This window comes from Streptomyces sp. B5E4 (assembly GCF_039871555.1).
Taxonomy (GTDB): domain Bacteria; phylum Actinomycetota; class Actinomycetes; order Streptomycetales; family Streptomycetaceae; genus Streptomyces.
In genome coordinates, this window is the sequence record NZ_JBDPMI010000004.1 from 1 (window position 1) to 17,113 (window position 17,113).

The following is a 17,113-nucleotide window of genomic DNA, read 5'->3' on the forward strand; positions in this document are numbered from 1 at the left end:
CGGCCGCACAGCGCCGCCGTCGTTCGTCCGGGGACCGGGTCCGGGTCCAGTACAGGGCCCGGGTCCGGGTCAGGCGAAGGGGTCGAAGTCCTCGTACTCCTCCTCCGCCCGCTCCGCGTCCCGCTCCCGGCGGCGCTGTGCGGCCGGCCGCGGGGCGTCGAAACGGTGGTCCTCGCCGCGGCGGCCCAGCATCTCCGCGCCGGAGGCCATGGCCGGCTCCCAGTCGAAGACGACGGCGTCCTCGCCGGTGCCGATGACGACGTCGTCGCCGGGCTTCGCCCCGGCCTTGCGGAGCCGGTCCTCGACCCCCAGCCGGTTGAGCCGGTCGCCGAGGTAGCCGACGGCCTCGTCGTTGCCGAAGTCGGTCTGGCGCACCCAGCGCTCCGGCTTCTCGCCGGTGATACGGAACAGGGCCCGGTCCGCGTCGCCGCCCTCGCGGGCGACGGAGAAGCCCGCCTCGTCGACGGCCTGCGGGCGGATGACGATGCGCGTGGACTCCTGCCTGGGCCGTGCCGCGCGCGCCGCGGCGACGATCCCGGCGAGCCCGTACGACAGCTCCTTCAGGCCCGTACGCGCGACCGCCGAGACCTCGTAGACCGTGAAGCCGCGCTCTTCGAGGTCCGGGCGCACCATCTCGGCGAGGTCGTGGCCGTCCGGGATGTCGATCTTGTTGAGGACGACCACGCGCGGCCGGTCGTCCAGACCGCCGTAGGCGCGCAGCTCCTCCTCGATGACGTCGAGGTCGCTGACCGGGTCGCGGTCGGACTCCAGGGTCGCGGTGTCCAGGACGTGCACGAGCACCGAGCAGCGCTCGACGTGCCGCAGGAACGTAAGGCCCAGGCCCCGGCCCTCGCTGGCGCCGGGGATGAGGCCGGGGACGTCGGCGATCGTGTACGTCACGGCGCCGGCGGTGACGACGCCGAGATGGGGCACCAGGGTGGTGAAGGGATAGTCCGCGATCTTGGGCTTGGCCGCGGACACCACGCTGATCAGGGACGACTTGCCCGCGCTCGGGTAGCCGACGAGCGCCACGTCGGCGACGGTCTTCAGCTCCAGCACCACGTCGCGCGCGGTGCCCGGCTCGCCGAGCAGCGCGAAGCCGGGGGCCTTGCGGCGCTGGGAGGCGAGCGCCGCGTTGCCGAGGCCGCCGCGGCCGCCCTGGGCGGCGACGAAGGTGGTGCCGTGCCCGACGAGGTCGGCGAGCACCTCGCCGTCCTTGGTGAGGACGACCGTACCGTCCGGCACCGGCAGGACCAGGTCCTTGCCGTTGGCGCCCGCGCGGTCGCCGCCCTCGCCCGGCTTGCCGTTGGTGGCCTTGCGGTGGGGGGTGTGGTGGTAGTCGATCAGGGTGGTGACGTTCTGGTCGACGGTGAGGATGACGTCGCCGCCGTGACCGCCGTTGCCGCCGTCGGGGCCGCCGAGCGGCCGGAACTTCTCGCGGTGTACGGAGGCGCAGCCGTGTCCCCCGTTGCCCGCGGCCACGTGCAGGGTGACGCGGTCCACGAAGGTGGTCATGAGGGTGTGCCTCCCGGCGGTGAGGTGCGATCGGGGGTCGTTCGGTGTCGTACGGAACGCTCGTGCCGTACGACGTCATGGGAACGCGCCGAGGGCGGCCCGGCTTCCCCGCACGTCGTCCGTGGCACGTGCGGAGCGGCGGACCGCCCTCGGATCAGGTGTGTGGTGTCCGGAGCCGGTGCTTACTCGGCGGCCGGGACGATGTTCACGACCTTGCGGCCGCGGCTGGTGCCGAACTGGACCGAGCCGGGGATCAGCGCGAACAGCGTGTCGTCACCGCCGCGGCCCACGCCCGTGCCCGGGTGGAACTTGGTGCCGCGCTGCCGGATGATGATCTCGCCGGCGCCGACGGCCTGACCGCCGAAGCGCTTGACGCCGAGCCGCTGGGCGTTGGAGTCGCGACCGTTCCGAGTGGACGATGCGCCCTTCTTGTGTGCCATCTCTCCTCAGTCCTTACTTCGCGGCCGGCGCGGGGATCTGGGTGATCTTCAGCGCGGTGTGCAACTGGCGGTGACCGATCCGCTTGCGGTAACCGGTCTTGTTCTTGTACTTCAGGATGTCGATCTTGTCGCCCTTGTGGTGGTCCACGACCTCGGCCTGGACCTTCACACCGTCCAGGACCCAGGGGTCGCTGGTCACGGTCTCGCCGTCGACGACGAGCAGAGTGGAGAGCTCGACGTTGTCGCCGACGCTCTTGCTGGACATCCGGTCTACCTCGATGACGTCGCCCACAGAAACCTTCTGCTGGCGGCCGCCGGTGCGCACGATCGCGTACACGCGCTTCAGCTCTCTTCCTCAGTCGCGACGGAGACCCCTGATGCCAGCCGCTCGGCTGGGGCACATGGGATGAGCGGCCTCTCCCGCTGCTCACGAGGAGACTGCGGGAGGGAGTTGCTCAGGAGCCTGGCGAGTCATACAGACACGCCGACTCATCAGGGTACGGGCCCCTTGACCGCCTGGTCAAACCGGTCTAGCGGAGCGCGCGCTCGCCGTCCTGGGGCAGCGACTTCACACCCTGGCACAGGTTCGTCCTGTCCGCCGTCCCGGGCCACGCCACGTCCCGCATCGAGGTGTAGTGGCCGACGTACGTGTCGTGCACGGGGTCGCTGTCGATCTTGACGACGGCCTCGTCGTTCTCGCGCAGCGCGGGGCCGGTGAAGTTCTGCGAGCCGGTGAAGACCAGCTTGTCCCGGGAGCCGGCGTACATGCCGTCGATCAGCACGTACTTGTTGTGCACGATGTACGGCGTGGTCAGTTTCTGGCCCGGGTTCTGCGGGTCGCGGTCGTCGTTGTAGCAGCGCAGCGAGGGCCCGCCCGAGGCGTGCAGCACGTCCCAGGTGCCGCGGGTGCCGCCCTGGCTCTTCGCGCTGTCGGACTCGGCGTAGACGAGGCTGACGCCGCAGCCCGCCTTCTTCAGCGCGACGAGCTTGTCGGCGATCGCCTTGCGGGTGATCTTGAAGATCGCGACCCGGACCAGGGTGCGCTGGGTCACTCCGGCGGCGTCCTTGTAGGTGCAGCGGACGTTGTCGAGGACGGCGTGGATCGTGTCCGTGCTGTTGGTGGTACCGGCGCGCGGGAAGAAGTACGCCTTGTAGAGGCCGTTGTTGGCGGTCACCGCGCGGTAGCGCCAGGTCGACCACTGGGCGCCGACCATGTCGCGGAAGTACTCCGAGTACGCCCCGTACATCGCCGGGTTGTCAGGCAGCAGCAGGGCGTCGTTGAAGAACTTGGTGTGCGCGGAGGGGGTGGAGTTGGAGGTCGTCTGGACGACGACGTTCCGTGCGCCCTCGACCTCCGAGAAGAGCCAGAACTTGTTGTGCATGATCGACGCCCCGAACTCCGGGTCGCCGAGGCAGGACTTGTCGACCGGGCAGAGCTTCACGAACGACCGCGCCGTCGTGCTGGTGCCGAGCGCCGCCTTCAGGCTCGCGTACATGGTGTTGTCCGGCCGGTCGCTGCGGCTCGACTCGTCCAGCAGCACCTGCACGTCGACGCCGCGCGCGCGGGCGCGTACGAGCGCGTCCACGACCGGCTGCTCCCAGATGTGGTAGACCGCCACCTTGATCACCGAGCCGGGGACCGCGGCGTCGCTCAGCTCGATCAGCCGGGTACGGATCGCGTGCTGCTCGTCCACGGTGCCCAGCGGGTCGTTGAAGATCGGCCCTTCGATCCACACCCGCGGCTCCGCCGCCGCGCTGCCCGCGCTGCTCACCGCGTGCGCGCCGGCGGCGGACAGGACGGTGGCCAGCGCGACGGCCTGGCGCGCGCCCTTGCGCGGCGAGACGGCCCGGTGGCGTCCGGTGGGCTTGAACACGGACATGGCAGGAACGACCCCCTGGGTGCACGGCTGCGGCTGCTGCCTCGACTGCCGTGCGATGGGGGCGCCCGCGCGTTCGAGTGCGGTGTATCCAAACCGGCGCACGGAACCGATGTCAAGCGGGAGGACAAAAGGTGACAGAAAGCCCCTCGCCCCGCCGGCGGACCGGCGGGGCGAGGGGCGTACGGCCTCGGCCGGGCGTCAGTCCTCCGTGGTGACGGAGACCGAGGGCGGAGAGCCCTGCTCCGCCGCGGCGGTCTTCTTGGCCGACTTCTTGGCCGTGGCCTTCGTCGCCGTCTTGGTGGCGGCGGACTTGGTCGCGGCCTTCTTCGCGGTGGTCTTCGCCGTCTTCTTGGCCGCGGCCTTCTTCGCCGTGGCCTTCTTGGCGGAGGCGCGCTTGGCGGCGGTCTTCTTACGGGCCCGGGGCTTCTCCGCGGCCTCCGCCTCCGCAGCGGCCGGCTCCGGCCCCCGGGCGGGCTCCACGGCCGCCACGGACGCCGCTGCGGGCTCCGCCGCCGGCTCCGCGGCCACGGGCGCCGCCTCGGCCCCCGTCTCCGCACCGGCGGGCTCCTCGCCCGCCGGCTCCGCCGCCTGCGGCGGGCCGCCCGGCGACATCGCCTTGCGGGTCACCCGCCGCCGGGTACGGGCCGGCCGGACCGCCTCCGCGGGCTCGGCCGCCTCCGGCCGCTCCGCCTCGACGGGCTCGGCGACCACCTCCTCCGCGGGCGCGGCCTTGGCCGCCCTGGCCTCGCCGCCGCCCTGGATTTCCCTGGCTTCCTTGGCTTCTTTGCCTTCCTTGGCTTCCTTGCCCTTCTTCTTCCGCTTGCCGCCGCCGACCCCGGCCGCCGTGGCCTGGTCCATGTGCACGATCACGCCGCGGCCGTTGCAGTGCGCGCAGGGCTCGGAGAACGACTCCAGCAGGCCCTGCCCGACCCGCTTGCGGGTCATCTGCACCAGGCCCAGCGACGTCACCTCCGCGACCTGGTGCTTCGTACGGTCGCGGCCCAGGCACTCCAGCAGCCGGCGCAGCACCAGGTCCCGGTTGGACTCCAGCACCATGTCGATGAAGTCGATCACGATGATGCCGCCGAGGTCCCGCAGCCGCAGCTGCCGCACGATCTCCTCGGCCGCCTCCAGGTTGTTCCTGGTGACCGTCTCCTCCAGGTTGCCGCCCTGGCCGGTGAACTTGCCGGTGTTGACGTCGACGACGACCATCGCCTCGGTCCTGTCGATCACCAGCGAACCGCCCGACGGCAGCCACACCTTGCGGTCCAGCGCCTTCATCAGCTGCTCGTCGATCCGGTACGTGGCGAAGACGTCCACCTCGGACGTCCACTTCGACAGCCGCTCGACGAGGTCCGGGGCCACGTGCGAGACGTAGCCGTGGATGGTGTCCCACCCCTTCGCACCGCTGACGATGACCTTCGAGAAGTCCTCGTTGAAGATGTCGCGGACGACGCGGACGGTCATGTCCGGCTCGCCGTACAGCAGCGTGGGCGCGTTCCCGCTCTTCGCCTTCTTGCGGATGTCCTCCCACTGCTTCTGCAGCCGCTCCACGTCCCGGCGCAGCTCGTCCTCGCTGGCGCCCTCGGCGGCCGTACGGACGATGACGCCCGCGTCCTCGGGGACGATCTTCTTGAGGATGGTCTTCAGCCGGGCCCGCTCGGTGTCGGGCAGCTTGCGGCTGATGCCGGTCATCGAGCCCTCGGGCACGTACACGAGGTAGCGGCCGGGCAGCGAGACCTGGCTGGTCAGTCGGGCGCCCTTGTGGCCGATGGGGTCCTTGGTGACCTGGACCAGGACGGACTGGCCGGACTTCAGCGCGTGCTCGATGCGCCGGGGGCTGTTCGCGAGGCCGAGGGCCTCGAAGTTGACCTCGCCGGCGTAGAGGACGGCGTTGCGCCCCTTGCCGATGTCGACGAACGCGGCCTCCATGGAGGGCAGGACGTTCTGCACCTTGCCGAGGTAGACGTTGCCGACGTACGACGCCGACTGTTCCTTGTTGACGTAGTGCTCGACGAGGACGTTGTCCTCCAGGACGCCGATCTGCGTACGGTCGCCCTGCTGGCGCACCACCATCACGCGCTCCACCGCCTCGCGGCGGGCCAGGAACTCGGCCTCGGTGATGATCGGCACCCGCCGCCGGCCCTGCTCACGGCCCTCGCGGCGGCGCTGCTTCTTCGCCTCCAGCCGGGTGGAGCCCTTGATGGACTGCACCTCGTCGCTGCGCTCGGACTTGGCGCGGGGCTCGCGGACCTTGACGACGGTGCGCTCCGGGTCGTCGGGCGCCCCCTCGGCGCCGTCCGCGCCCTCGGTACGGCGGCGCCGGCGGCGACGCCGGCGGCTGCTGGTACTGGAGGAGCCGCCCCGGCCGTGGTCGCCGTCCTCGGCGTCGCCCTCCGCGGCTTCGGCGTCGGCCTCGCGGGCGTCCTCCTCGGCCTCGGCGGCCTCGTCGCCGCGGTCGCCGTCCTCGGCGCCCTCGCCGCGGCGCCTGCGCCGCCCGCCGCGGCGGCGCCGGCGGCGGCCGCGGTCCTCGCCGTCGTCATCCTGCTCGTCGCGGTCCTCGGCGGCGCCGTCCTCGGCGGTCTCGTCCAGCGCCTCGGTCCCGGCGTCCGTCTCGGCCTCTGCCTCGACCCCGGTCTCGTCGGTGTCCTCGGGCTCCTCGGCCTCCTCGGGCCCGACCGCCGCCTCGGCGGCGGCGCGCTGCGGCGTCTGGAAGGCGGGCTCGGTGAACACGGGCGCCTGGAACAGCGCGAGCGGCGCGGCCCCGAACCCGGGCGCGGCCTGCTCGCCGCCGTCGGACAACTGCCCCGCGGTCTCGTCCGCGGCCGGCTCGGCGGCGCGGCGGGTGCGGCGGCGGGAGGTGCCGGAGTCGGCGGCGGCCTCGTCGGCGGCCTGCTCGCCGGGCGCGCCGGCGGCCTCGGCGGCCGGCTCACCTGCGGGAGCGGTGACCCGGCGGGTACGGCGGCGGCCGGTGCCCGAGTCGGCGGGCGGCTCGTCGGCGGCCTCGCCGGGCGCGCTCGCGGCGTCGGCGGGCTCGCCCGCCGGAGCGGTCGCGCGGCGGGTCCGGCGCCGCCCGGTGGTGGCGGCCGGCTCGGCGGCGTCCGGGGCCGGAGCGGACTCGGCGGCGTCGGCGGGCGCCGGGGCTTCGGCGGCGGGCTCGACGTGGGTGGGCTCGCCCGCGGGGGCCGTGACCCGGCGGGACCTGCGGCGCCGGGTGCCCGCGGCGGGCTCGGCGGCGTCCTCGCCGGCGGCGGAGGCGGCGCCGACCTGGGTGGGCTCGTCGCCGGGCGCGGCGTCGGCCGCGGTCTCCGCGGCGTCGGCGGCCTCGGCGTCGGTCTTGCGGCGGCGTACGCGACGGGTGCGCGGCGCCGGCTCCTCGTCGGCCGCCGGGGTCTCGGCGGGCGCGGCCTGGGCCGCGTCGGCGGCCGGCTCGGCGGCGGGCGGTTCCACGGTCTCCGGGGTACCTGCGCTGCGTACGACCCGGCGGCGCTTGCGCCCCTTCGGGGCGGCGTCGGCGTCCGGCTCCGGCCGGGCCTCCGCGGCGGCGGGGCCACTCTCGGCCTGCGGCGCGGCCTCGGCGACCGGCTCCGGTGCCGCCGGCTGCGGCGCCTGCTCGGCGCCGGCGACCGGGGTGCCCGCCGTGCGGGTCACCCGGCGTCGCCTGCGGCGGGGACCGGAATCGGCGGAAGCGTCGGCGCCGTCGGCCTCTGTTTCGTTGTCGGCCACGGTGTGGGCTCCCTCGTCGGTGCTGTCATGGTGGTCTGTGGTGGCGGCGTCCCCGGCCGCGGCGGGCTGCGGTACGGCATCGGCGGCGGGCGCCTGCGGCGTCCCCGCGTCCCGTACGACCCGCCGCCTGCGCGGCGGCGCGGCCTCGGCTGCCGGCTCCGGGACGGACACGGGCACGGCGTGCCCGGACGTCGCGGGACCGGGCTGCTCGCCCACCGGCACCGCGAGGGTGTCCGGCGCGGCAGCCTCCGGCGTGCCGGCGTCGCGGACGACCCTGCGCCGCGAACGCCTCGCCGGCGCGGCGGCGGCGGTACCGGAACCCGGCTCCGCCGCCGCCGTCCCGGCGGTGATCTCCCGGTCCGCGGCGGCGGGCGACCCGGTGGCCTCCGCTGCTCCTGCGGCCGGCCCCGCGAGTGCGGGCGCGCCCGCCGGCTCCCCGGCGGGCTCATACGTCAGCGCCGGCCCCGGGTTCCCGGCGGTCGGCTCCGTCGCTCTCTGCACGTCCCCGCCCCACCGGGCGGACGTGCTCTGCGACACCTCCCCCGCCGGCTCCGCCGCCGCACGCCGGCGGCGGAAGGGCAGGCGGTCGCTGGGGGTGTCGAGCGGTCCGCCGACGGCCGGTTCGGCATCGGCGGTGCTGCCCGCGGAAGGCGACTGCGCTTCCGAGGGCTCCATCGGTTCGAGCATGCGGGCGGTTCTCCCGTCACGCCCCCGGGCGCCACTCCCCGTACGGCGGCGGCGCCCGTGCCGTGCACAGGGCCACCGCCCGGGACGTATGCGCCGCGCGAGGGCTCTTGTCTCGCTCGCCGGACCCGCCCTCCTCGGGCGGACCGGCGAAAGTCTGCTGGTCCATGCGCCTGCCGGGCCCGGGGTGGCTCCCTCGTCCACCGGCGGCGCTTCGACACCGTCCCTATCCGGTGCCGTCCCCTGCCATGAGCGGGGTTCCGTTCGCGACCTGCGGTGTGGCGGCGAGGGCCGTGGCATCGTCGCGGTCCGGCGCGAGCGGATCGGTCACCGTGCCGGTCTCCGCGTCGAGCGGCCCCTGCGCCAGCCTGGTCACCGCTGCCGGGACCGGCGGCGCCAGGTCAGCCGCGACTCGCAGGCCGGACAGGACGTCGTCGGGTCGTACGGCAGGTGTCAGGTGCCGCACTACCAGCCGCAGTATCGCACAGGGACCCGCCTGTGGCCTATCGCCCCCGTCTTGGAGCACATCGAGCGCGGCCACCGCGCCGCGCGTGTCGAAGGTCCTCATCCCCTTCTTCGTCTGCCGTTCCACCTCGACCGTCTCCGCGGCGAGGAAGGCGCGGACCGCCTCCTTCGCCGTGGCGGGCGGCACCCCGTCGAGCCGCAGCTCCCACACCGACGCCCCCAGCCGGTCGGCGAGTCCCGGAGCCCGGGCCTCGACGGCGTCGACGACGTCGAGACCGGTGGGCAGGGACTCGTCGAGCAGCGCGCGCAGCAACTCCGGGTCGCGGGCCTCGGTGAGCGCGATCTCCAGGTACTCGGCCTCGCTCGCCGTGCCCGTGGGGGCCGCGTTCGCGTACGAGACCTTGGGGTGGGGGGTGAAGCCGGCGGAGTACGCCATGGGCACCTCGGCCCGGCGCAGCGCCCGTTCGAAGGCGCGCTGGAAGTCGCGGTGACTGTTGAACCGGAGGCGGCCGCGCTTGGTGTAGCGGAGTCGGATGCGCTGCACCGCGGGTGCGGGCGGCGGGCCTTCGGGCTGTCGCTTGCCCAGAGTCGTTCAGTCCTTCGTCCGTGAGCTTGTCCTGCCCCCAGGGTACGTGCCCGCCTTTCCGGCGGCTCCGCTCCGTCGGCCTTTCATGTATCTCTCATGTATGTCGACCGGACACGGCGCCGGCCGCCGGCACCGGGACGGAACCGTCCGTCAGCGGTGCCGGCCGCCCCGCCGCGGCCCGTGCTTGGCCAGGTCCACGGCGGGCGCCGGGAGATCGGCCGGCCGCACGCGCGCCGGCGGCTCGGGGGCGTGCGGCGCCGTCTCCGGGACAGGGCTCCGCGGGGCTCCGACCAGGGCGGAGCGCAGCTCCAGGCGGGTGCGGCGGGCCGTGGCGCGCGCCGCGGCGACGGCGTCCCGCGCGGCGCGCCAGCCGTCACGGACGGCGCGGCCCGCGGGGCGGGCGGTGGCGTTCCAGAGCCGGCGGGTGAAGCGCCCGGCGACGGCCCAGGCGGGGGCGAGGACGTGGCGCCAGAGCAGGACGAAGGGGGCGAGGAGCGCCCTCAGCACCAGAACGGCGACGGTCACGAGTCCGCGGGCCAGCCAGAGGAGGCCGAGACCGAGCGGCTTGAGGACGTACGACCAGAGCAGCGACACCGGCGCCACGACCAGCCACCGCCACCCCCACGCCACCGGGGCGACGACCAGCCGGCGCCAGGTCCACGCCAGCCCCGCTCCCGCGGCCCGCAGCAGCCGCACCGTGCCCCGGCCCACCGGCGCCAGCACGTGCCCGTGGACCCAGACCGCGGGCGCCGCGACGGTCCACCGCCACATCCACGCCGCCCCCGCCGCCGCGCCGCGCGCCCCGGCGGCGATGCCGCGGCCGGTCCGGCGCAGCGTCCGCACCGTGCCGTGCCCGGCGGGCGTCAGCACCCGGCGGTACGTCCACGACACCGGCGCGACGACGAGGGTGTACGCCAGCCACCGGCCGCCGGCACCGGTGGCCCGCGCGCCCGCGGCGACCAGGCCGACCACGGCGCGGCAGACCCAGGTCACGGCGGTGCCGACGGGACGCAGGACGTAGCGGTGGAGGGCCGTCGCGGGAGCGACGACGAGGGCGTGGAGCAGCCGGCGCAGCCCGTGGCCGAGGGGAGTCAGGAGGTACGAGTACAGCCAGGCGGCCGGCGCCGCGACGAGCCACCGCCACCCCCACACCACGGGCGCGACGACGAGCCGGCGCCACACCCACGCCACCGCCGCTCCGGCCGCGCGTAGGGACCACACGGCGCCCCGGCCCACGGGCGCGAGCACCTGCCGGCAGAGCCACACCGCGGGCGCCGCCACCAGCCGCTCCCCCAGCCACAGCAGCCCGGCGCCTAGCCCCTTCGCGGCGGCGACGAGCACGTCCCACACGGCCCGCACCGGCACCACGAGGACAAGCACCACCCACCGGACCGGCCCCGCGAGACAGCCCCCGCCGCCCCCGGGCGGCGCCGGCGCGTACCGCTCCCCGCGCCGTTCCCGGTTCCGTTCCCACTCCTGGGCCACGACCCTCATCCCCTCGTCGCCCGGCGAACCGGCCGCGGCCGGCCCGGACGTGCCCCCGAACCCCGTCGCGCTACTCCTTCGCCGCCCCGGTGGCGACCCAGTACCGCAGCTTCAGCCCGCGCCGGTCCTCGAACACGCCCCCGTTGGCCTCGATGACCTTCCTCGACGCCACATTGTCGTGGTCGCACGTCACCAGCACCTCACCGAGCCCCAGATCGCGGGCCACGGGCAGCGCGTCGCGCAGCATGGCGGTGGCATGGCCGCGGCGGCGGGCGGTGGGGCGGACGTCGTAGCCGATGTGCCCGCCCTGCTCCCGCAGCCAGCCGGTGAGCGAGTGCCGGATGGCGATGCGGCCGAGATAGGCGTCCCCGTCCACGTACCAGAGGGTGGTGCAGTGCACCCAGCCCGGGCGGATCATCGGGATCGTCTCGTCGGCCTCGGCCCGCAGTCCCGCGACATACGAGGCGAAGACCGCGGGGTCGTGCCAGCGCCGGCGCCAGCGGCGCAGGTCCTGGCCGATGGACGTGTCGTCGCCGACCGCGCCCCTGCCCTCGGCCTCGAACTCCTTCATCGCCCCGGCGAAGGAGGCGCGGAACCGAACGTGGGGGGTGGTCAATTGCGGCATCGGGCCATGCTTACGGGGTTCGGAGCGCCGCGGCAACCGGATAACCGGAGGTCACAGCGTATTCACAAATCAGTTGAGGCGGATGCGCAGGGTGAGGCGCAAGGGAGGATTTCCGGGAATCAAGGGCTTTGTGGAAGCATGGCACGGAAAGTGTTCCATTCCTCACTGGTGGTGACCATGGGCCAGCACGCCTCCCGATTCCCCTCCCGTACCCCTCGCGCCCTGCTGCGCGCCGGCCTGATCGCGGCGGCGGCCGGCTCCGCGCTCGCGGCCGGCAGCGCCGCAGGCGCGGCCGCTGCGCCCGCGGACGACACGACGGGCAGGGTGCTGGACACGCTGGACGAACTGAAGATCGGCGAGGACAACAAGATCGAGAAGGACCAGGTCGCCGCGGCGCTGACCGGCGTCGGCCAGGGCGCGGACACGGCCAGGCGCACGGCGATCACACCGCTGACGGCACTCCGGCTCAACCCCATGGCCAAGACCGGCTCCGACCCGCTGGACAACTCGGTGGGCACCGCGATCGGCGAGGGCGGTGCGCCGGTGAGCACGGCGGCGGTCACCGGGCCGCTGGCCGAGGGCGCGTCGCTGAGCGAGCTGCCGACGGCCGGCCCGGTGGTCTCGGGGCTCGTCGGCTGAGCCGGCCGCCCGGCAACCCGGCGCAGACGGCCCGCGGAGAACGCTCCGCGGGCCGTCTGCGTGCGCCGTGGACGGTCGCCGCCGTAGCCGACCGCCGTACGTGCCGCGCACAAGGCCCCGGCCCGGGGCGAGTACGACTCGCCCCGGGCCGGGTACCGGGGTTCCCCGCGTGGTGCCGGACTCAGCCGGCGTCGTTGCCCGCGCCGTTGCCCGAGAGGATCGGGAAGTCGTCCAGCAGGTGGGACAGCGGGGCGTCGCCCTGGTCCGCGCTGGAGTTCTTGGCACAGGTCTGGTTCTGGTTCTGGCTCAGGACCTCGCTCACGCCCACCTGAGCCAGGCCGAGGATGTTCTGCACGTTCTTCGCGGCCTGCGGCAGCGCGATGCAGGGCTCGTTGAACGAGCCGTTGACCAGGGCCATGTTCGGGCTCATGTAGCCGCCCGTCTGGGTATTGCCGTAAGCCTGCGTCGAGCCGTTGCCGTTGGCGTAGGGGCCGTCGCCGGTGTCGTCGGCGGCCAGTGCCTGCGGGGCGGCCATCGCCGAGGCGCCGAGCATGGTGACGGCGACCGCCGCGGTCTTCAGGTACTTCTTCATGAGGCTCATTCCTTTTCGACCAGAGGGAACATCGATGCGGGCACGCTGGGGAACTCCGCACCCTTCAGTGAGTTGTCCGAAAGCGCCCGTTCGGACGGCCGGATGATGTCCGGAGCGAAACCGACCGCTCAGGAGCCGCCGCGTCACTGCGTGCCGGCGGGCGCCAGGGAGTCTTTCGGCAGGGCGCCCTGGATGACGTCGTGCGCCGTCTTGTCGACCGGCCGGGTGAGCTCTCGGACCGCCGGCCCGTCGACCGGCAGGCTCTGCTGCACCACTTCGGTCGGAGGCCGGTTGACCAGACCCTCCACGGCCTGCTGGGCCGCGGCGTCCAGACTCAGATCCGGGTTGGTGAGCCCGGGGTCGAGGGCGCCCGCCGGGCCGGCGGTGCCGACTGCCAGAGCGGCACCGCACAGGACCACGGCAGACTTGACGTACTTCACTTGGCATCCTTTCCGCCACGGAGTCTTCGGAGCGATTCCTTACCGTCGGAGCGACGGCCGCTCTCCCCAAACCCCACCTTCGTTAGTCGAAACGAGGGCGGCGTGCCTGCGACACGGGACGAGGAGCAATCCCGTGCATGTCCCCCATCCGGAGCATTGATGCGATTGTCGGCGTAACCCGGAAAGGTAGTGGCGGAATGCCATGAAATGCACCGGTGGCCGGGCATGGAAAAGGCCCCGGGCCGGCTTTCCGGCCCGGGGCTCACCCGTTTCTTCGCCCGCGCGTGCGGGTGTCGTCAGCCGGCCCGAAGCCGGCCCGCGTCAACCCGCGTTGCCGCCCGTCCGGCCGTCGACCACGCTCAGCGGCAGCAGTTTCCGGCCCGTCGGGCCGATCTGGATCTCCGTGTCGAGCTGCGGGCACACCCCGCAGTCGAAGCAGGGCGTCCAGCGGCAGTCCTCGACCTCGGTCTCGTCGAGCGCGTCCTGCCAGTCCTCCCAGAGCCAGTCCTTGTCCAGGCCGGAGTCCAGGTGGTCCCAGGGCAGGACCTCCTCGTAGGAGCGCTCGCGCGTCGTGTACCAGTCGACGTCCACCCCGTGCGACGGGAGGGCCTTCTCCGCGGCGCGCATCCAGCGCTCGTACGAGAAGTGCTCCCGCCAGCCGTCGAAGCGGCCGCCGTCCTCGTAGACGGCGCGGATGACGTCGCCGACGCGGCGGTCGCCGCGCGAGAGCAGGCCCTCGACGATGCCGGGCTTGCCGTCGTGGTAGCGGAAGCCGATGGCGCGGCCGTGCCGCTTGTCGGCGCGGATGCGGTCGCGCAACTGCTCCAGCCGGGCATCGGTGTCCTCGGCGGAGAGCTGCGGGGCCCACTGGAAGGGCGTGTGCGGCTTGGGGACGAAACCGCCGATGGAGACGGTGCAGCGGATGTCGTTGGACCGCGCGACCTCGCGGCCCTTGGCGATGACCTTGGCGGCCATGTCCGCGATCTGCACGACGTCCTCGTCGGTCTCGGTCGGCAGCCCGCACATGAAGTAGAGCTTGACCTGCCGCCAGCCGTTGCCGTACGCGGTGGCGACGGTGCGGATCAGGTCCTCCTCCGAGACCATCTTGTTGATGACCTTGCGGATGCGCTCCGTGGCCCCCTCCGGGGCGAACGTCAGGCCGGAGCGGCGGCCGTTGCGCGTCAGCTCGTTGGCCAGGTCGATGTTGAAGGCGTCGACCCGGGTGGAGGGCAGCGACAGGCCGACCTTGTCCTCCTCGTAGCGGTCGGCGAGGCCCTTGGCGACGTCGCCGATCTCGCTGTGGTCGGCCGAGGACAGCGACAGCAGGCCGACCTCCTCGAAGCCGGTGGCCTTCAGGCCCTTGTCGACCATCTCGCCGATGCCGGTGATGCTGCGCTCCCGTACCGGCCGGGTGATCATGCCGGCCTGGCAGAAGCGGCAGCCGCGGGTGCAGCCGCGGAAGATCTCCACGCTCATCCGCTCGTGCACGGTCTCGGCCATCGGCACCAGCGGCTGCTTCGGGTACGGCCACTCGTCGAGGTCCATCACGGTGTGCTTGGAGACCCGCCACGGCACGCCGGAGCGGTTCGGCACCACACGGGCGATGCGGCCGTCGGGCAGGTACTCCACGTCGTAGAACGACGGGACGTACACCCCGCCCGTCTTCGCGAGCCGCAGCAGCAGCTCCTCGCGCCCGCCCGGGCGGCCCTCGGACTTCCACGCCCCGACGATGTCGGTCATCGTCAGCACGGCCTGCTCGCCGTCGCCGATCACGGCGCAGTCCACGAAGGCGGCGATCGGCTCCGGGTTGAACGCGGCGTGCCCGCCGGCCACGACGATCGGGTCGTCGTCGCCGCGGTCGGCGGCGGCCAGCGGGATGCCGGCGAGGTCGAGGGCCGTCAGGAGGTTGGTGTAGCCCAGCTCGGTGGAGAAGGAGACGCCGAGGAGGTCGAAGGCGCGCACGGGGCGGTGACTGTCCACGGTGAACTGCGGCACGTCGTGCGTGCGCATCAGCTCCTCCAGGTCCGGCCACACGCTGTACGTGCGCTCGGCGAGGGTGTCCGCGCGCTCGTTCAGCACCTCGTACAGGATCATGACGCCCTGGTTGGGCAGGCCGACTTCGTACGCGTCCGGGTACATCAGCGCCCAGTGGACGTCGACCGCGTCCCAGTCCTTGACGGTGGAGTTCAGCTCACCGCCGACGTACTGGATCGGCTTCTGGACGTGCGGCAGGAGGGCTTCCAGGCGAGGGAAGACCGACTCGACGGTGGGTGCGGGCACGGCAGTCATCGGGAAGCTGTCCTCGGCGATCCTGTGGTACGTACGCGGGTGACCATTCAGCGTAGCGCGCGCCCCGCGCGTGCCCCTCTTCGCGCTGCTCAGAGATGCTTCTGCGACAGCCGCGGAAGCCGGTCGCGCAGCTCCGCCGCGCGCGCCTCCTCGCGCGCGTAGAGGACGCCGTACGTGAACGAGGGCTCCCCCGCGGCCTGCGCCTGCACCGCGATCTCCCGCAGCGCGGCCCGCGCCAGCACGCCGTCCTGGTAGTCGCCCAGCAGGTCCTGGACCTCCCGCATCAGCGACGTGGCGGTCTTGGCCTCCCGGCCCAGGACCGGGCGGGCCACCTCGGCGGCGTAGCGGGTGCGCTTGGCGGCCTTGCGGGTCTCGTGGATGGCGGTGTCGCGGTCGGGGCCGGGCGCGAGGTCGAAGGTCTCCTGCAGGGAGCCGGCGAAGCGCCGGTACTGCCGGTCGACGGCCTTGCGGAGTACGGGCTCCGCGGGGCGGCCGGCGGCGGTGCGCAGCGGCGGGTCGGCCAGGATGCCGTCGAGGGCGTCGAGCAGGGCGAGGTAGCGGCGGCCGTCGAGCAGGGCGACGATCCGGCGCCGCGAGCCGGTGCGGCGGGCGGCGGACCAGGTGCGCAGCCGACCGCGGACGGGGCCGAGGACGAGCGGGCGCTCCAGTTCCACCAGGCCGGCGTGGATGCGCTCGGTGAGCACCTCGCGGTCGCGGTCGACGCCGAGTTCCCCGGCCAGCCAGCGCAGTTCGGTGGAGACGGGGTCGGTGACGGTGCGGTCGAGCACGGCGCGGTAGCTGCGGAAGGTGCTGCGCAGGCGGCGGCTGGCGACGCGCATCTGGTGGACGGAGTCGGGCTGGTCGCGGCGGACGGCGGGGTCCAGCTCGACGACGGCGGTGATCTGGGCGCGTACGTAGTCGAGGACGACGTCGCCGGCGGGACGGGCGGCGGGCTCCGGGGGCTTCTTGCCGTCCGCCTTCTTCTTGCCGGCGCTCTTCTTCTTGTCCGCGGTCTTCTTCTTGCCGCCCTTCCCGCCCTTGCCGCCCTTGCCGTTCTTGCCGTTCTTGCCGTCCTTCGGCTTCCCGCCGTCCTTGGTCCTCTTGCCGTCCTTCGTCCTCGTCCCGTCCGTCTCCGCCAGCGCCCGCGCCAGCTTCGACGCCGCCGCCGACCGCCGCAGCCCGGCCCCGGTCAGCGCCGCGTCCACCGCGTCCAGCACCGCCGGGTCCGCCCCGGCGCTCAGCTCGGCCTCCACCTCGGCCCACCGCGCCGTCGCCCCCGTCTCCGGGCGCTCCGCGGTCACCCGGTCGACGGAGACCTCCGCGACCGGTTCGCCGTCCGCGCCGAGCAGTTGGTGGACGTCCCGCTCCGAGCGGATGCGGACGACGGGCGCCAGCTCGGCGTCCCGCGTACGGGAGCGGACGAGGGCCGCGAGGCGGCGCGGGACGCCCTCGCCGAGCGGGGCGCGGATCTCGTCGCGTACGCCGGCGGCCACCGGCAGCTTCAGATGCCAGCCCGCGTCGTCGCCGCCCGTGCGGCGCCGCAGCGTGATGCCGTCGGCCGCCAGCCGGCGGGCGGCGGTGTCGTAGTACACGGCGTCGAGCAAAGCGGTGCCCTGCTCGACCACCGCCGCGACTCCGTCGACGCCCGTCAGGTCCGGTAGCGGGGGCAGTTCGCGGGTGTCCGCCGTGGGCTCGTACTTCCGCTCGATCTCGCGCACCGTGTCCACCATGAATCGAATTTAGCCTC

13 protein-coding genes are annotated in these 17,113 nt (G+C 73.8%); 1 reads left to right on the forward strand and 12 read right to left on the reverse strand.

Annotated features, from left to right (window positions below):
* Positions 1 to 69: 69 nt before the first annotated feature.
* The 8 genes from obgE to ABGA99_RS07335 all read right to left on the reverse strand — a co-directional run bounded on the left by obgE (position 70) and on the right by ABGA99_RS07335 (position 11,406).
* The gene (obgE, locus tag ABGA99_RS07300) at positions 70 to 1,515 is read right to left on the reverse strand and encodes a GTPase ObgE (RefSeq protein ID WP_347576485.1); all 1,446 of its coding nucleotides are present in this window, start codon (positions 1,513 to 1,515) and stop codon (positions 70 to 72) included.
* A gap of 182 nt (positions 1,516 to 1,697) precedes the next feature.
* Positions 1,698 to 1,955, reverse strand: a complete 258-nt coding sequence (gene rpmA, locus ABGA99_RS07305) for a 50S ribosomal protein L27 (RefSeq protein ID WP_101424544.1) — start codon at positions 1,953 to 1,955, stop codon at positions 1,698 to 1,700.
* 13 nt (positions 1,956 to 1,968) lie between these two features.
* Positions 1,969 to 2,292 carry a 50S ribosomal protein L21 gene (gene rplU, locus ABGA99_RS07310; RefSeq protein WP_347576486.1) on the reverse strand — a complete coding sequence of 108 codons (324 nt, stop codon included), beginning with the start codon at positions 2,290 to 2,292 and terminating at the stop codon, positions 1,969 to 1,971.
* Positions 2,293 to 2,485: 193 nt separating this feature from the next.
* Entirely contained in the window at positions 2,486 to 3,835 is a 1,350-nt protein-coding gene (locus ABGA99_RS07315; RefSeq protein WP_347582345.1) for a phospholipase D-like domain-containing protein, read from the reverse strand.
* Positions 3,836 to 4,033: 198 nt separating this feature from the next.
* Positions 4,034 to 8,248 (reverse strand): Rne/Rng family ribonuclease, encoded by a 4,215-nt coding sequence (locus ABGA99_RS07320; protein WP_347582346.1) that lies wholly within the window; start codon positions 8,246 to 8,248, stop codon positions 4,034 to 4,036.
* A 223-nt stretch (positions 8,249 to 8,471) separates the two neighbouring features.
* On the reverse strand, positions 8,472 to 9,254 hold the full coding sequence (locus tag ABGA99_RS07325; protein ID WP_347576489.1) for a TIGR03936 family radical SAM-associated protein: 783 nt from the start codon (positions 9,252 to 9,254) through the stop codon (positions 8,472 to 8,474).
* 192 nt (positions 9,255 to 9,446) lie between these two features.
* Positions 9,447 to 10,781 (reverse strand): hypothetical protein, encoded by a 1,335-nt coding sequence (locus ABGA99_RS07330; RefSeq protein ID WP_347582347.1) that lies wholly within the window; start codon positions 10,779 to 10,781, stop codon positions 9,447 to 9,449.
* 70 nt (positions 10,782 to 10,851) lie between these two features.
* A complete protein-coding gene (locus ABGA99_RS07335; protein WP_347576491.1) occupies positions 10,852 to 11,406 on the reverse strand; it encodes a GNAT family N-acetyltransferase in 555 nt (184 codons plus the stop codon).
* A gap of 138 nt (positions 11,407 to 11,544) precedes the next feature.
* On the opposite strand from ABGA99_RS07335, the gene ABGA99_RS07340 reads away from it, so the two are divergent.
* Positions 11,545 to 12,045: a hypothetical protein gene (locus ABGA99_RS07340; RefSeq protein WP_347576492.1), complete on the forward strand. Its 501-nt coding sequence runs from the start codon at positions 11,545 to 11,547 to the stop codon at positions 12,043 to 12,045.
* A 181-nt stretch (positions 12,046 to 12,226) separates the two neighbouring features.
* Here the strand turns inward: ABGA99_RS07340 and ABGA99_RS07345 are convergent, their stop codons facing one another.
* From ABGA99_RS07345 to ABGA99_RS07360, 4 genes are all read right to left on the reverse strand, one after another.
* A complete protein-coding gene (locus ABGA99_RS07345) occupies positions 12,227 to 12,637 on the reverse strand; it encodes a rodlin (RefSeq protein WP_347576493.1) in 411 nt (136 codons plus the stop codon).
* Between the two features lie 143 nt (positions 12,638 to 12,780).
* Positions 12,781 to 13,077 (reverse strand): hypothetical protein, encoded by a 297-nt coding sequence (locus ABGA99_RS07350; RefSeq protein ID WP_347576494.1) that lies wholly within the window; start codon positions 13,075 to 13,077, stop codon positions 12,781 to 12,783.
* 321 nt (positions 13,078 to 13,398) lie between these two features.
* Positions 13,399 to 15,366 carry a TIGR03960 family B12-binding radical SAM protein gene (locus ABGA99_RS07355; protein WP_347582348.1) on the reverse strand — a complete coding sequence of 656 codons (1,968 nt, stop codon included), beginning with the start codon at positions 15,364 to 15,366 and terminating at the stop codon, positions 13,399 to 13,401.
* A gap of 89 nt (positions 15,367 to 15,455) precedes the next feature.
* Positions 15,456 to 17,096, reverse strand: coding sequence for a CYTH and CHAD domain-containing protein (locus ABGA99_RS07360; RefSeq protein WP_347582349.1), 1,641 nt, complete (start codon positions 17,094 to 17,096; stop codon positions 15,456 to 15,458).
* Positions 17,097 to 17,113: the final 17 nt, after the last annotated feature.

Excerpts from the sequence above, each read along its gene's own strand:
- ABGA99_RS07320 (WP_347582346.1), bottom strand. The coding sequence starts at position 8,248 with ATGCTCGAACCGATGGAGCCCTCGGAAGCGCAGTCGCCTTCCGCGGGC.
- ABGA99_RS07335 (WP_347576491.1), bottom strand. The coding sequence starts at position 11,406 with ATGCCGCAATTGACCACCCCCCACGTTCGGTTCCGCGCCTCCTTCGCC.
- rpmA (WP_101424544.1), bottom strand. The coding sequence starts at position 1,955 with ATGGCACACAAGAAGGGCGCATCGTCCACTCGGAACGGTCGCGACTCC.
- ABGA99_RS07360 (WP_347582349.1), bottom strand. The coding sequence starts at position 17,096 with ATGGTGGACACGGTGCGCGAGATCGAGCGGAAGTACGAGCCCACGGCG.
- obgE (WP_347576485.1), bottom strand. The coding sequence starts at position 1,515 with ATGACCACCTTCGTGGACCGCGTCACCCTGCACGTGGCCGCGGGCAAC.
- ABGA99_RS07345 (WP_347576493.1), bottom strand. The coding sequence starts at position 12,637 with ATGAAGAAGTACCTGAAGACCGCGGCGGTCGCCGTCACCATGCTCGGC.
- ABGA99_RS07315 (WP_347582345.1), bottom strand. The coding sequence starts at position 3,835 with ATGTCCGTGTTCAAGCCCACCGGACGCCACCGGGCCGTCTCGCCGCGC.
- ABGA99_RS07355 (WP_347582348.1), bottom strand. The coding sequence starts at position 15,366 with ATGACTGCCGTGCCCGCACCCACCGTCGAGTCGGTCTTCCCTCGCCTG.
- ABGA99_RS07340 (WP_347576492.1), top strand. The coding sequence starts at position 11,545 with ATGGCACGGAAAGTGTTCCATTCCTCACTGGTGGTGACCATGGGCCAG.